General features: G+C 61.4%; 16 protein-coding genes. 11 read left to right on the forward strand and 5 right to left on the reverse strand.

All coding sequences use genetic code 11. The features are described from left to right. The first annotated feature begins 85 nt into the window (after positions 1-85). The 5 genes from J2046_RS18090 to J2046_RS18110 all read left to right on the forward strand — a co-directional run bounded on the left by J2046_RS18090 (position 86) and on the right by J2046_RS18110 (position 3,114). Positions 86-790 carry a glutathione S-transferase N-terminal domain-containing protein gene (locus J2046_RS18090; RefSeq protein ID WP_210054186.1) on the forward strand — a complete coding sequence of 235 codons (705 nt, stop codon included), beginning with the start codon at positions 86-88 and terminating at the stop codon, positions 788-790. 45 nt (positions 791-835) lie between these two features. Beyond that, on the forward strand, positions 836-1,291 hold the full coding sequence (locus J2046_RS18095) for a GFA family protein (protein ID WP_210054187.1): 456 nt from the start codon (positions 836-838) through the stop codon (positions 1,289-1,291). Between the two features lie 91 nt (positions 1,292-1,382). Continuing rightward, positions 1,383-1,814, forward strand: a complete 432-nt coding sequence (locus J2046_RS18100; RefSeq protein ID WP_210054189.1) for a VOC family protein — start codon at positions 1,383-1,385, stop codon at positions 1,812-1,814. Between the two features lie 228 nt (positions 1,815-2,042). Continuing rightward, positions 2,043-2,534 (forward strand): invasion associated locus B family protein, encoded by a 492-nt coding sequence (locus tag J2046_RS18105; RefSeq protein ID WP_210054191.1) that lies wholly within the window; start codon positions 2,043-2,045, stop codon positions 2,532-2,534. 7 nt (positions 2,535-2,541) lie between these two features. Continuing rightward, positions 2,542-3,114 (forward strand): SH3 domain-containing protein, encoded by a 573-nt coding sequence (locus J2046_RS18110; protein ID WP_210054193.1) that lies wholly within the window; start codon positions 2,542-2,544, stop codon positions 3,112-3,114. 10 nt (positions 3,115-3,124) lie between these two features. Here J2046_RS18110 and J2046_RS18115 read toward each other — a convergent pair whose 3' ends face one another. The 3 genes from J2046_RS18115 to J2046_RS18125 all read right to left on the reverse strand — a co-directional run bounded on the left by J2046_RS18115 (position 3,125) and on the right by J2046_RS18125 (position 6,538). Next, positions 3,125-4,330 (reverse strand): D-alanyl-D-alanine carboxypeptidase, encoded by a 1,206-nt coding sequence (locus tag J2046_RS18115; RefSeq protein WP_210054196.1) that lies wholly within the window; start codon positions 4,328-4,330, stop codon positions 3,125-3,127. 112 nt (positions 4,331-4,442) lie between these two features. Then, entirely contained in the window at positions 4,443-5,936 is a 1,494-nt protein-coding gene (gene glpK, locus J2046_RS18120) for a glycerol kinase GlpK (RefSeq protein WP_210054198.1), read from the reverse strand. Positions 5,937-6,055: 119 nt separating this feature from the next. Further along, the gene (locus J2046_RS18125; protein ID WP_210054200.1) at positions 6,056-6,538 is read right to left on the reverse strand and encodes a VOC family protein; all 483 of its coding nucleotides are present in this window, start codon (positions 6,536-6,538) and stop codon (positions 6,056-6,058) included. A gap of 184 nt (positions 6,539-6,722) precedes the next feature. Here J2046_RS18125 and J2046_RS18130 point away from each other — a divergent pair, with 184 nt between their 5' ends. The 5 genes from J2046_RS18130 to xdhC all read left to right on the forward strand — a co-directional run bounded on the left by J2046_RS18130 (position 6,723) and on the right by xdhC (position 12,778). After that, positions 6,723-7,499, forward strand: coding sequence for a 3-hydroxybutyrate dehydrogenase (locus J2046_RS18130; RefSeq protein ID WP_210054201.1), 777 nt, complete (start codon positions 6,723-6,725; stop codon positions 7,497-7,499). 63 nt (positions 7,500-7,562) lie between these two features. Beyond that, positions 7,563-9,035: a xanthine dehydrogenase small subunit gene (gene xdhA / locus J2046_RS18135; protein WP_210054203.1), complete on the forward strand. Its 1,473-nt coding sequence runs from the start codon at positions 7,563-7,565 to the stop codon at positions 9,033-9,035. Positions 9,036-9,037: 2 nt separating this feature from the next. After that, positions 9,038-11,377 (forward strand): xanthine dehydrogenase molybdopterin binding subunit, encoded by a 2,340-nt coding sequence (gene xdhB / locus J2046_RS18140; protein ID WP_210054205.1) that lies wholly within the window; start codon positions 9,038-9,040, stop codon positions 11,375-11,377. 10 nt (positions 11,378-11,387) lie between these two features. Then, positions 11,388-11,903: a GNAT family N-acetyltransferase gene (locus tag J2046_RS18145; protein WP_210054207.1), complete on the forward strand. Its 516-nt coding sequence runs from the start codon at positions 11,388-11,390 to the stop codon at positions 11,901-11,903. 26 nt (positions 11,904-11,929) lie between these two features. Then, on the forward strand, positions 11,930-12,778 hold the full coding sequence (gene xdhC, locus J2046_RS18150) for a xanthine dehydrogenase accessory protein XdhC (RefSeq protein ID WP_210054209.1): 849 nt from the start codon (positions 11,930-11,932) through the stop codon (positions 12,776-12,778). Here xdhC and J2046_RS18155 read toward each other — a convergent pair. After that, positions 12,752-13,000 (reverse strand): hypothetical protein, encoded by a 249-nt coding sequence (locus tag J2046_RS18155; RefSeq protein WP_210054211.1) that lies wholly within the window; start codon positions 12,998-13,000, stop codon positions 12,752-12,754. The genes xdhC and J2046_RS18155 overlap by 27 nt on opposite strands. A gap of 209 nt (positions 13,001-13,209) precedes the next feature. On the opposite strand from J2046_RS18155, the gene J2046_RS18160 reads away from it, so the two are divergent. After that, positions 13,210-14,142 carry a LysR substrate-binding domain-containing protein gene (locus tag J2046_RS18160; RefSeq protein ID WP_210054213.1) on the forward strand — a complete coding sequence of 311 codons (933 nt, stop codon included), beginning with the start codon at positions 13,210-13,212 and terminating at the stop codon, positions 14,140-14,142. 14 nt (positions 14,143-14,156) lie between these two features. Here J2046_RS18160 and J2046_RS18165 read toward each other — a convergent pair whose 3' ends face one another. After that, positions 14,157-14,384, reverse strand: coding sequence for a hypothetical protein (locus J2046_RS18165; RefSeq protein ID WP_210054215.1), 228 nt, complete (start codon positions 14,382-14,384; stop codon positions 14,157-14,159). Positions 14,385-14,498 lie beyond the last annotated feature (114 nt).

A 14,498-nucleotide genomic window follows, 5' to 3' on the forward strand; every position in this document is an offset into this window, starting at 1 on the left:
CAAAAAATGTCAACCTTGCACGTCTGGCACATCCCGCTCCGCTGGCTATAGTCGCCCCGCAACAAATCCCTTCAAAGGAAATCCCATGGCCGATCTTTCCGCCTTCCCCATCACCAAGAAATGGCCAGCCACAGATCCGAACGTGCTGCAACTTTATTCGACCCCGACGCCGAACGGCGTGAAGGTATCGATCATGCTGGAAGAGATCGGCCTTCCTTACGAGCCGCATTTCATCAACATCGGCGAGAACGAGACCTGGGGGCCGGAATTCCTGTCCTTGAACCCGAACGGGAAGATCCCGGCGATCATCGATCCCAACGGCCCGGGTGATAAGCCACTCGGTCTCTTCGAATCCGGCGCCATCCTCCTCTACCTTGCCGAAAAGACCAGCAAACTCCTGCCGACCGACCCGGCGAAGCGTTATGAGACGATCCAGTGGGTGTTCTTCCAGATGGCAGGCCTCGGGCCGATGTTTGGCCAGCTCGGCTTCTTTCACAAGTTTGCCGGCAAGGACATCGAGGACAAGCGTCCGCGCGACCGTTACGCCAAGGAATCGCACCGCCTGATCCGGGTGATCGAAAACAGGCTCGAAGGCCGCGACTGGATCATGGGCGACGAATACACGATCGCCGATATTTCGATGCTCGGCTGGGTGCGCAACCTGATCGGCTTCTACGGCGCCGGAGAACTCGTCGAGTACGGTGAGTTGAAGCGCGTCCCGCAATGGCTGGAGCGTGGCCTTGCCCGCCCGGCGGTGCAGCGTGGTCTCGAAATACCGAAGCGGCCCTGACCAAAGGTCGCAGCAATGCTACGTGACGCGGAAACGGAGTTTCACATGCCCAAGCCCAATCTCCCGATCGAAGGCGGATGCCGCTGCGGACAGGTTCGCCTGAGGATCAGCGCGCAGCCGATCCTCACCATGGCCTGCCACTGCACCGGCTGCCAGAAGATGAGCGCCAGTGCCTATTCGCTTTCAGCCGCGATTCCCGCGGAAGGTTTCGAGGTCATCCAGGGCGAGCCGGTGATCGGCGGCCTGCATGGGGCCGACGCCCACCACTACCATTGCCCGCACTGCAAGAGCTGGATGTTTACCCGCCCCGAAGGCATGGACTGGTTCGTCAATCTGCGCCCCACCATGCTCGACGACGCACAATGGTTCTCGCCCTTCATCGAAACCTACACGTCGGAAAAGCTCTCCTGGGCAACCACTCCCGCAATCCACTCCTACGAAAAGTTTCCGCCTTTCGAAGACTATGAGGGACTGGTGAAGGAATTCGCGGAACGGAACTAAAAATTCTTCTCCGCCTTGTCGGAATGTCTTTCTCTTCCTCGTCCTATGACCGGTTCGATCGGAACCGGTCATAGAAAAGGAGAGAATTTCCATGGATGCGACGACCGAAACCGCCAATGCACAGATCCAACCGCCCGTTTGCGGCGGGCTGGTCGCCTATCTCCAGGTCGACGGTGCGATGAAGGCGGCGGAATTTTACCAAAAGGCATTCGGCGCCACGATCGAGGCCTTCCATCCGCTCGACGAAAAAGGCCGGACGATGCACGTCCACCTCTATCTCAACGGCAGCTCCCTCATGCTCGGCGACGCCTATCCGGACTACGGCCATCCGTTGGAAAAGCCGGCCGCCTTCACCATGATGCTGCCCTTGTCGAGCGACGCCATCGATTTCTGGTGGAAGCGGGCCGTCGATGCCGGGCTCGAGGTCGTCACGGAACTGCAGGTGATGTTCTGGGGCGACCGCTACGGCCAGCTCCGCGATCCGTTCGGCGTATCCTGGGCGATGAACGCGCCGGTGAAATAACCAACCGGACTCGGATCACTTCACGCAGCGAAAGCCCTTGATGCGGCTGTTTCCGGCCGCATCGCCTGATTTGAAGGGACGCCGTACACGCGAGCATCAACCCTTTGTGACCGCGACCATCACCAGTTTGACACAGATATTAACCTTTCAATAACCCATCGAAACTTCAATGACGCCGTCCTAAAATGAGGCCCATCTCCCGGGTCTTTTTGCTGTTGTGGAGATATCATGCAGATCACGCCCCTCGCCCTTGCTCTTTCCTTCGCCTTCGCTTCGACAGCAGCCGCTGCCCAACCGACCCGGGTCGCACAGTTCGACGCCTGGGGCGTCTATTCCTACGCGGATGGCGGCCAGAGGACCTGCTATGCGCTCTCCGTCCCGGTGACGTCGAAACCCTCCAACGTGGACCATGGCGACAACTTCTTTCTGCTCGCCCCTCAAGGATCATCGGGCTACACGCCCCAGGCCATCATGGGATATCCTCTCAGGGAAGGCTCGGAAGTCAGTGTGAGCGTCGGCAATGATACCTTCCGCCTGGCACCGAAGGACAACATCGCCTGGGTGCGCGACCAGAGCCGCGAGCCGGTTCTCGTCGATGCCATGCGCGGCGGAAGCAACATGACGCTTGAAGCGATCTCCCGCCGCGGCACCAATACAAGCTATTCCTATTCACTTCGCGGCGTGACGGCCGCTCTCCAGGAAGTCCGCAAGTGCCGTTGACTGGCGCATGAGACGGTTCAGCACCGGCTGGCTCCTGCCCACGTCCCTGCTTTCCCTGTGCCTCATCCTTGGCCTTGCCGCACATGAGGCGCATGCGGATCGGGATGCGACCGCCGCCAACCTTGTGGCAGGGTTCAGGAAAGGCCGCGAGACGGGATTCCCGATCCCGCGCTTCGTATCCCTGAAAGCTTCCAAGGCGCATATGCGCGTCGGTCCTTCCACCGATTATGCGACGGTCTGGATCTATTCGGCCCGCGGCCTGCCCGTGGAAATTACCGAGGAATACGGAAACTGGCGGCGCGTCCGAGATCCGGACGGAGTGACAGGATGGATGTTCGCCCCTTTACTCTCGAGCCGCCGCACAGCCGTCGTCGGTCCGTGGATAAAGCAGCCCATCCCGCTGCGATCCGCTCCGTCGCGAAACGCGCGCATAATCGCCCGCCTGTCCGCCGAAGTCCGGCTCGACCTTGACCACTGCGACGGAAGCTGGTGCGAAGTCTCGCTGCAGAAGCGACACCTGAGCGGCTTTGTCGAACAGGGTTCGCTCTGGGGTGTTTATCCTGGCGAGACGGTGAAATAGCGCAAAGCACTTACTGCACGACGAAGCAGTTCATCGCTTTCGACTGCAGAACCGAACAGGCCCGCGCGGCCGCCGTCTGGTCGGCAAAACCGACGAAGCGGGCGCGGAAGAACTCCTTGCCGCTATCTGCATAACTCTCGACGCTCGGCGCTATCTGACCGAAATCCGACGAAAGCAGCGGCAGTGCCTTTTCGAGGAGGGTGGAGGCCGCCTCCCGGCTGCCGGCCGCGGCGATCTGGATGCGCCAGAGCGGTCCCATGGGTTCCCGCGGCGTCGCGGAGAGACTGGCGATCGAAGCCTTGGCCGGCGGAGCACCAAGGGTGATCTCCTTCGGCGGAGTGGCGAACGCGAGCGGAACAGTACCTTTCGCCGGCCGCTTCTGGGTCTCGAAAGCCACGAGGCCGCCGGGAGCCGTACCGGTTCCCGGTACATACTGATCGAGAAGCTCCGCCATCCGATCGTCGCGCTTGCGCGCGGTCTTGCCTCCGAGGACGACGCCGATCACCCGTCTTCCGTTGACGTTCACGGCGCTCGCGATGTTGAAACCGGATGCACCGATATAACCGGTCTTGATTCCATCCATGCCCGGATAGCGGTACATGAGGTTGTTGTGGCCGGGGATCTTCTTGCCGCGGAACTCGAAGGATCGCAGCGAAAACAGTTGATATTCCTTGGGGAAATCCCGGATGAGCGCCAGCGCCAGCATTGCCATGTCGCGCGCCGTCGTTACCTGCGCCTTGTCCGGCAGACCGGAGGCATTGCGGAACACCGTCCGTCTCATGCCGAGCGCGCGGGCTTTCTTCGTCATCATCTCTCCGAAACGCGCTTCCGAACCGCCGAGGTGATCGGCCATCGCCGCGGCCGCGTCATTGGCCGACCGCACCGCCATGGCAAGGACCGCCTCACGAACCGTGATCGTCTGGCCAGCCGGCACGCCGAGCTTGAACGGAACCTTGCGCGCTGCATTCGGCGTCATGACGATCTCCTCATTCCACGAGAGACGCCGGTCGCGCAGCGCTTCGAAGGTCATGTAGAGCGTCATCATCTTGGTCAGCGATGCCGGGTGATTGATGACGTCGGCATTCTCCGACGCCAGAACTTTGCCGCTCTTCGCATCGTAGATGAAATGCGCGTAGCCCGCCTCGGCCGCCCGGACTGTGCCAAGGAAGATGACAGCCAGGGACAGGAGCGTCAAAACCCGCCGGATACGAAACATCTTTCACCCTCTCCAATTTACCGCGAAGAATATGACAAGGAAGGTGGTGCGAAAATGACGCCGCTTGGATTTAATTCAAGTTTTCGCCCGATAGTTAATCAAGTTTAAAGAATCAGCCTCCGACCAGCGTCCGTCTCACCGCATCCTTCCAGCCGCGAATCTTCGTTGCGCGCGTCTTTTCGTCCATTTCAGGTTCGAATCGTCGAGACCGCGCCCAGCTCTTTGCGAAAGCCTGTTTATCCGGCCAGACACCTGCCCTCGAACCCGCAAGCCATGCTGCGCCGAGAGCAGTGGTTTCAAGGATGGTCGGACGATCGACCGGCGCATCGAGCAGGTCGGAAAGGCGCTGCATCGTCCAGTCCGAGGCGACCATGCCGCCATCGACGCGCAGCACCGTCGCCCCGTCGAAGGAGCGCCAGTCCTTCTGCATCGCATCGAGCAGGTCACGGGTCTGGTAGCAGACGGCTTCCAGCGCCGCACGGGAGAGTTCCGCCGGGCCGGTTGCCCGCGTCAGGCCGAAGATCGCGCCGCGCGCCTCCGCGTCCCAATAGGGCGCGCCAAGCCCGGTGAAGGCCGGCACGAGATAGACGTCCTGAAGCGGATCGGCCTCGGCGGCCAGGTCGCCCGACTGGGAAGCCTTTTCGATGACGCCAAGCCCGTCGCGCAACCATTGCACGGCGGCGCCGGCGATGAAGATCGAACCCTCCAGCGCGTAGGTCGTCTCACCGTCGAGGCGGTAGGCGATTGTCGTGAGCAGCCGGTTCTTCGAGCGCACCAGGTCAACCCCGGTATTGAGCACCGCAAAGCACCCGGTGCCGTAAGTGGATTTCATCATGCCCGGTTCGAAACAGGCCTGACCGATGGTCGCCGCCTGCTGGTCACCGGCAACGCCGAGGATAGGGATCGCAGCGCCGAACAGGCTTTCGTCGGTGATACCGAAGTCGTCGGCGCAGTCCTTGACCTCCGGCAGCATGGCAACGGGGATGCGCAGGATTTCGAGCAGGTCTTCGTCCCAACAATTGTCGGCGATGTTGTAGATCAGCGTGCGCGACGCGTTGGTCGCATCGGTGACGAAGCTGCGGCCGCCGGTGAGCCGCCAGATGAGGAACGTATCGATCGTGCCGAAGCAGAGTTCGCCCTTGGCAGCCCTCGCCCGCGTGCCCTTCACATTGGCAAGCATCCAGGAGAGCTTGGTGCCTGAGAAATAAGGGTCGAGCAACAGACCGGTGCGGCGGGTGAAGAGCTTTTCCAGCCCCTGCCGCTTCAGCTTCTCGCAATAGCTTGCAGTACGGCGATCCTGCCAGACGATGGCATTGTGGATCGGCTTGCCGGTCTCGCGCTCCCAGACAACGACAGTCTCGCGCTGGTTGGTGATGCCGATCGCGGCGATGTCCTTGGCCTCGACACGTGCTTCCTTGAACGCTTGGCCGACGGTCCAAAGCACGCTTTCCCAGATTTCCTCCGGATCATGCTCCACCCAGCCGGATTTCGGGAATATCTGGGTGAATTCCTTCTGGCCGATGCCGGCGATCTTCATGTCGCCGTCGAAAACGATCGCCCGCGTTGAGGTCGTTCCCTGATCGATCGCCAGAACATAACCCGCCATGCCAATCCTCCCTGAGCCATGCGAAATTTCTTGGCTCAGGGTTTGAACAGAAGGCGCCGCCGACTGTCAAACGAAAACGCTGGCGCTCGGCTCGGCCAATGCCGCGAAAATAACAGTGTTCACTCCTGCCCGTTAAAGGCCCGTTGCAGGGTCGCGATATCAAGCTTGACCATCTTGAGCATGGCTTCGGTGGTGCGCCTGGCCTTTTCCCGGTCGGGATCGGCGGTCATGTCGGCAAGCACGCGTGGCAGGATCTGCCAGGACAGGCCCCAGCGGTCCTTCAGCCATCCGCACTGCGCCGCCGCGCCGCCATTGTCGAGAAACGCATTCCAGACGCGATCGATCTCCTCCTGCGTGTCGAATTCCACGCCGATGGAAAAGGCGTGATTGAACCGATCCATGGCGCCGGCTTCGAAAGCCAGGAAATTCTGCCCGCCCAGTGTAAACTCTATGATGATGACGCTGCCGGGCGGCCCGCTGTAAGTCTCCGCCGCCAGAGACGTCGTCCGAGTGATGCCGGAATTCGGGATAATCGACGTATAGAAGTCGACGGCCTTGGTGACCTCTTTCTCGAACCAAAGATTCGAAACGACTCGAGTCATGTGTCTCTCCTTCGTCTGGTGAACGCATCTTGCCGTCGAAGGACGATCGAGCTTCGCCATTTCCGACAGCATGACGCTCGGCACCCGCAAATTTTCAGGCCCGATTGCCATTCACGCCGATTTGCGCATAACCTGCCGTTGGTTGCGGCGCACAAGAAAGCTGCAGTTTCAGGGAGATATCGGCATGACCAGAACCGTCGTCGTCACCGGCTCAACAAGCGGCATCGGACTCGGCATCGCGAAGGCATTCGCGACCGAGGGCGCCAATGTCGTTATCAACGGTTTCGGGCCGGCGGACGAGATCGAGACGACGCGCAAGCAACTCGACGGCTTGGGCGGCGGCGCTGTCCTCTATCACGGTGCCGACATGACCAAACCCGCCGAGATCGAGGATCTGATCGCCACGGCGGTGAAGAATTTCGGCACCGTCGACGTGCTCGTCAACAATGCCGGCATCCAGCACGTGGCGAAGATCGAGGAGTTCCCGCCGGAAAGATGGGACCAGCTGATCGCCATCTTGCTGTCCTCGGCCTTCCATACCATGCGCCACACGATCCCGCTGATGAAGAAAGCAGGCAAGGGCCGCATCATCAACATCGCATCCGCGCACGGGCTGGTCGCCTCGCCGTTCAAAGCCGCCTATGTCGCAGCCAAGCATGGTGTCATGGGTTTGACGAAGACGGCGGCGCTGGAACTTGCGCAGTCGGGGATTACCGTGAACGCCATCTGCCCCGGTTTTGTCTGGACGCCGCTGGTGGAAAAGCAGATCCCGGATCAGGCCCGCGAGAAGGGCATCAGCGAGGACGAGGTGAAGGATCAGATCATGCTGCGGTTGCAGGCGACGAAGGAATTCGTCGGCATCGAAGAAGTGGCGGCCGCAGCACTCTATCTCGCAAGCGATGCGGCACGGAGCATAACCGGCACGCATATATCCATCGACGGCGGCTGGACGGCGCAGTAATATGACCGGTTGGAACCCTGCCGAGATCAACCTGTAGCCGGCAACGGCGGACGAAGGAGACAAATGCACGAAGCCATCCGCTTCATCCTGAACGGAGAAGACGTCACCCTTGGAGATTTCGGGCCGACAGAGACCCTTCTCGATTACTTGCGCCTGAGGCGGCGGCTGACGGGAACCAAGGAAGGCTGTGCCGAAGGCGACTGCGGCGCCTGCACGGTACTGGTCGGACGACTGACGGAACTGGGCCTGCGCTACGAAAGCGTCAATGCCTGCATCCGTTTTCTGGGCTCCCTGCACGGCACGCACGTGGTAACCGTCGAGCATCTCGCCGGCGATGACGGCACGCTGCATCCCGTCCAGCAGGCCATGGTCGATTGCCACGGCTCGCAATGCGGCTTCTGTACCCCCGGCTTCGTGATGTCGCTCTATGGCCTCTGGCTTTCCAACGCCGCCCCGACGCGGGCCGATATCGAAAGCGCGCTGCAGGGCAATCTCTGTCGCTGTACCGGTTACGAGCCGATCGTGAAGGCCGCCGAACAGGTCTCAGCAAACCGGCCGAGCGCACTCTTCGACCCGCTGGAACGCGACCGAACCGAGATCATGGCGAAACTCTGGTCGATCCGTTCCGAGATGGAGACGATCGTGGTGAAGAAGGACGGCGCGCATTCGATCGTGCCGGCTTCGGTCTCTGCCTTGACGGATATCCTGGCGGAAGAGCCGGACGCGACGATCGTTGCGGGCGCCACCGATGTCGGCCTGTGGGTCACCAAGCAGATGCGGCATCTCGACCCTGTGATCTTCATCAATCACCTCACCGAACTCCAGTCGATCGTCTCGGACGAGACCGGCATCGCCATCGGCGCCGGTGTGAGCTATACCCAGGCCCTCGATACGCTCTCGGATGAACTGCCCGCCTTCGGCCGGCTGATCGACCGGATCGGCGGACAGCAGGTGCGCAACATGGGCACGATCGGCGGCAATATCGCAAACGGCTCTCCGATCGGCGACACGCCGCCCGCGCTGATCGTCCTGGGCGCCGAACTGACGCTCCGCACTCACGCCGGCCGGCGCACCGTCCCGCTCGAGGACTTTTTTCTGGCCTATGGTAAGCAGGACCGGCTGCCGGGCGAATTCGTGGAGAAGGTCTTCGTACCGCGTCCGGCCGAAGACGGCCATTTCGCCGTCTACAAGGTCTCCAAGCGCCGCGACGAGGATATATCCGCGCTCTGCGGCGCCTTCAGCCTGATGCTCGACGGCGACGGCAAGGTTGAAAACATCCGCATCGCATTCGGCGGCATGGCGGCCACCCCGAAACGGGCGAGGCATGTGGAGGAGGCGCTTCTCGGCAAGACCTGGAGCTGGGGCGTCATCTCGGCAGTGCGCGATATTTTCGACGAAGACTATACGCCGCTCACGGACTGGCGGGCGACGGCGGCATATCGCAGCCTCGCAGCCAAGAATTTGCTTACCCGCTTCTTCCTGGAAACCGCCGGCCAGCCCCAGGAACTGCGTCGCTTCGAGCTGGAGGAGGCGTAATGATGGACAAGTCGACCTTCGAGACCAAATCTGTCATCAACGGCCCGATGCATGCGGCGCTGAAACATGACTCCGCACATAAGCATGTCACCGGAAGTGCCGAATATATCGATGATATTCCGGAACCTGCGGGCACACTGCACGGTGGCCTCGGCCTCTCCGACCGGGCGCATGCGGAAATCGTCTCGATCGACCTTTCCGCCGTGAAGGCCGCACCGGGTGTCGTCTGGGTGATGACGGCAGAAGACATCCCGGGCTTCAACGACGTCGCCTCCACTGGCCAGCATGACGAGCCCCTGCTTGCCACGGCCGAGGTGCAGTTCCACGGCCAGCCGATCTTTGCCGTCATCGCGGAGACACGCGACCAGGCCCGCCGGGCCGTAAAGCTTGCCCATATCGAATATCGCGACCTGCCGCACTGGACCGATATCGACACCGCCCGCGCGAACAACGCGCCAAACGTCATCGAACCGATGACGCTGAAACGTGGCGAGCCGGAAACGGAGATCGAGAAGGCGCCGCTGCGCGTCCAGGGTCACATGTATATCGGCGGCCAGGAACATTTTTACCTGGAAAGCCATATCGCCATGGCGATACCCGGCGAAGACGACGAAGTGACCGTCTGGTCCTCCACCCAGCATCCGAGCGAGGTACAGCACATGGTGGCGCATGTTTTGGGCGTCGCCAACAATGCGGTGACGGTCCAGACCCGGCGCATGGGCGGCGGTTTCGGCGGCAAGGAAACGCAGGGAAACCAGTTTGCCGCACTTGCGGCGGTCGCCGCCAGGAAACTGAAGCGGGCGGTGAAATTCCGTCCCGACCGCGACGAGGATATGTCGATCACCGGCAAGCGGCACGATTTCCGCGTCGACTATGACGTCGCCTTTAGCGAAGAGGGACTGATCCACGCCGTCGACGCCACCTACACGGCACGTTGCGGCTTTTCCGCCGACCTCTCCGGCCCCGTGACCGACCGCGCCCTCTTCCACGCGGATTCCAGCTACTATTATCCGCATGTTCGCCTCACCTCGCAGCCGCTCAAGACCCACACTGTCTCCAATACCGCGTTCCGCGGTTTCGGCGGCCCGCAGGGCATGGTCGGCGGCGAGCGGATCATCGAGGAGATCGCCTATGCCGTCGGCAAGGACCCGCTTGAGATCCGCAAGCTGAATTTCTACGGCCAGCGGGGTTCCGGGCGGACGGTAACCCCCTACCATCAGGAAGTCGAAGACAATATTGTCGCCCGCATTGTCGAGGAGCTGGAGGCCTCGTCCGATTATCAGGCCCGGCGACAGGCAATCCTCGAGTTCAATGAAAACAGCCCGGTGATCCGCAAGGGCATTGCGCTGACGCCGGTGAAATTCGGCATTTCATTCACCATGACCGCCTATAATCAGGCGGGCGCGCTGGTGCATATCTATAACGACGGTTCGATCCATCTGAACCATGGCGGCACCGAAATGGGCCAGGGCCTCTACACCAAGGTGGCTCAGGTGGTGGCCAACACGTTCCAGGTCGATATCGACCGGGTGAAGATCACCGCAACGACGACCGGCAAGGTGCCGAACACCTCTGCCACCGCCGCCTCTTCCGGCTCGGATCTCAACGGCATGGCAGCCTATGATGCAGCGCGCCAGCTCAAGGAGCGGCTGATCCAGTTCGCCGTGCGGCAATGGAAAGTGGCGCGTGAACAGATCGAGTTCCTTCCGAACCGGGTGCGGATCGGCAGCGAAATCGTACCCTTCGACACGCTCGTTCGGGCCGCCTATTACGACCGTGTGCAGCTTTCCGCCACGGGCTTCTACAAGACGCCCAAGATTCACTGGGACCGCCAGGCCGGGCGCGGCCGGCCTTTCTACTATTTCGCTTATGGCGCCGCGGCTTCGGAAGTGTCGGTCGACACGCTGACCGGCGAATATCTCGTCGAGCGTACCGACATCCTCCACGATGTCGGCAAATCCTTGAACCCGGCGATCGACATCGGCCAGATCGAGGGTGGATTCATACAGGGCATGGGCTGGCTGACGACCGAGGAACTGTGGTGGGATGCAAGGGGGCGGCTGAGGACCCATGCGCCGTCGACCTACAAGATCCCGCTCGCCTCCGACCGGCCGAAGATCTTTAACGTGAAGCTCGCGGAGTGGTCGGAGAATACCGAACCGACGATCGGCCGCTCCAAGGCGGTCGGCGAGCCGCCCTTCATGCTGGCAATCTCGGTCCTCGAGGCGATCTCTATGGCGGTGGCAAGCGTCGCTGACTATTCCGTCTGCCCGCGCCTCGACGCACCGGCCACGCCCGAACGCGTACTGATGGCGGTCGAACGGCTGAAGGCGATGGAGTGAGACACAGACCTTGCTGATCCGGGCCGAGCTCCCCAGCGACGAAGACGCGATCCACGAGTTGACGGCAACGGCTTTCGCACCGATGCCATACAGCAACGGATCGGAGGCTCCGATCATTCGCGCGCTGCGCAGTTCGGGTGACCTCACTTTGTCTCTGGTTGCCGAAGAGGGTGGCGTGGTCATAGGCCATGTCGCCTTCTCGCCGGTCACCATCGATGGTGTCCATGGAGGCTGGTTTGGTCTTGGCCCGATATCCGTGCAGCCGGAAAGACAGCGCCAGGGCATCGGAAAGGCACTTATCATTGAAGGATTGAAGAGGTTGAAGGAACGCGGTGCGGCCGGTTGCGCTTTGATCGGCAATCCCGAAGTCTATCGGGGGTCCGGTTTTGAGAGTGATGGCCTGCTCGCTTATGGCGATCTGGATCGCCGCTACGTGCAGCGAATTGTGTTCTCTGGCCCATCGCCGCACGGTGTATTAAAATTTGCCGATGCGTTCGAGGCAGGCGCTGATCAGCCTGGTTCGTAAGCTTCATTTGGGAACTCGGCTCAACCATGCATGACCTCCCCCTCTCCGACTTCATCACCACTCACCCCCGCACGATCCTGGTCGAGGTCACAGAGACGAAGGGTTCTACGCCACGGGAGGTGGGTGCCTTCATGCTGGTGGCGGAGACGGCGATCTGGGGGACGATCGGCGGCGGGCAGTTCGAATATATGGCGATCGACAACGCCCGCGCGATGCTGTCGGATGGTGGAGAGGCGATGATGGATATCCCGCTCGGCCCCGAGATCGGCCAATGTTGCGGCGGGCGGACCAAGCTTTCCTTCACGCCCGTCACATCCCAGATCATCGAAAAGCTCGAACGAAAACTGCGTAACGAGGAAGAAGAACGGCCGTCGATCGTCCTGTTCGGCTCCGGCCATGTGGGCCAGGCGCTTGCCAGGGCGCTGTCGCCCCTGCCCTTTGCCGTGACGGTGATCGAGACCCGCGCCGAGGCGCTGGAAGACCTGGCCGAGGACGCCACAAAACATCTGACCGCCATGCCGGAAGCCTTCGTGAAAACCATTCCCGAAGGCGGTGCGGCGATCATCCTCACCCATGACCATGCGCTGGATTTCCTGATCGCCAAGGAAGCGCTTGCCCGACCCGATCTCGCCTATGTCGGCATGATCGGCTCGGCCACCAAGCGCGCCACGTTTGCGAACTGGCTGAAGCGGGAGGGCGGTGACGAGAAAATGCTCTCGCGCCTCGTGCTGCCGATCGGCGGCGATGCGGTGAAGGACAAGCGTCCCGCCGTCATCGCGGCCCTGGTCGCGGCCGAGCTGCTGGAAACCTATGCCACAAAGGAGCCGCAGGTCTCAAGGCAACAAACATCAAAGCGGCAGATCCCGAGCGCCTGAGCGCCGCCGGGCCTCCCAGAAAGCGGCTTCGCGATCGAAAGGCAGGCTCTCGCCAAACCCGACGTCGCCGTGCAGCTCCTCCGGCAAAGCCGGCGCGCGCCGTGCGCCGCAGTGGACGACGCGCCGGATGAAACGACCGATCGCGCGCCACAGGATATCAAACCCGCCGGACTGCAGAGGGTCGGGTTTCAAGGACGCAGTTTGAACGCTTGCGGACAGCATGGTTTGCTCCACATCATAAATAAGGTTGCTCGACATCGGCCGGAAACCGGGATGAATTCCCGCAGGCACGATGCCTCGGTTCAGAGGATGAGAGCGGCTCTGGCGCACCCGTTCGGATGCATTGCGCTCCTGGATGGAATGATAGATGCGACGGATTGCCGATGAATTCCAATTCAAATACGGTGGGTAGCGATAAAGAGAGCTTATCGATGAAACTGTCGCGACGTTTTCCGCTGAATGCGCTCCGGGTCTTCGAGGTGGTCGCCCGCCTGGAAAATTTCACCCGCGCGGCGGAAGAACTCGGGATGACCCAGACCGCCGTCAGCTACCAGATCAAGCTTCTCGAAGACTATCTCGGCGACGCGGTTTTCATCCGCACGCCGCGGGCATTGCAGCTCACCGAAACCGGCCGCGGCCTGCTGCCAAAAGTCTCGGAAGCCTTTTCGCTTCTGTCGGAAGCGGTGCAAGCGGCGCGTGGCGCGACGGAAGAAACGCTCGAAATCCACTCCCCGCCGACCTTCGCCTCTCACTGGCTGGCGCGCCATATCGGAGAGTTTCAGCTCGAACATCCGCATATCGCCGTACGTCTCGTGCGCGGCGGCGCTCCGGATGCGGAATATCCGCAACCAAGCGACGTCGCCATTCGCATCGGCGCAAACCCATGGGACGGATTGATCTGCCACCCGATATTGCGCCTGACCTATGCGCCGATGCTCAATCCGCAGCTCGCCGAGAGTGTCGGGGGCATAAACACTCCCGCTGACCTGATGAAGCCGCCCTGGATCTCGAACGGCAAAGGCCTGTGGAACGATTGGTTCCAGGCCGCCGGCCTTGATCCAGTCGGGATCCGGCAGATGCAGCTCGACGCCTATGGTGCGCTCGATCTGGAGGCGAATGCGGCGATTGCCGGCCATGGGGTTGCGATGCTGAGTCCCTTCCTCTTCAAGGCCGAGCTGACCTCGGGACGCCTGGTGCAGCCCTTCGATCTCGCTCTCAGCGACACCAAGACCTACTGGCTCTGTTATCCTCCGGCGCGAAAGAACACGGCCAAGGTCAAGGCCTTCACCGCCTGGCTGCAGGCGGCCGTCGCGCGGGATCTGGCCGCCGCGCCGGGCGACCTTGCTCCACCGGCGGCACGATGATCTGCCGCCATGTCTCATAGGCTCCGCTGCGTGTATATCATCCGCGTTGCCTGGAACGCGCCTTCGTCCGGTGGGCCGCGGCGGTCCCGACCATCGAGCATACCGATATCGCGCTTCCAGCTTTCCGGCATCTCGTCCAAATCGACATTGTTTTGATGCGTGGAAAGCCTGCGGCTGATCAGCTCGCTAAGAGAAACATGCGGCAGAAACCGCCCGAAATGCATGTGGGTTATAGAAAACATTGTTGACCTCCAACAGGATAAACCCGTTTCCATAGGTTCGTTGTGGAGGTAATGTGCGCCATGGGATGACGGTAATCCAATCGAATTACCGCCTCTATGGATCAAGAGAACTCA

The organism is Neorhizobium petrolearium, assembly GCF_017873175.1.
Taxonomy (GTDB): Bacteria; Pseudomonadota; Alphaproteobacteria; order Rhizobiales; family Rhizobiaceae; genus Neorhizobium; species Neorhizobium petrolearium.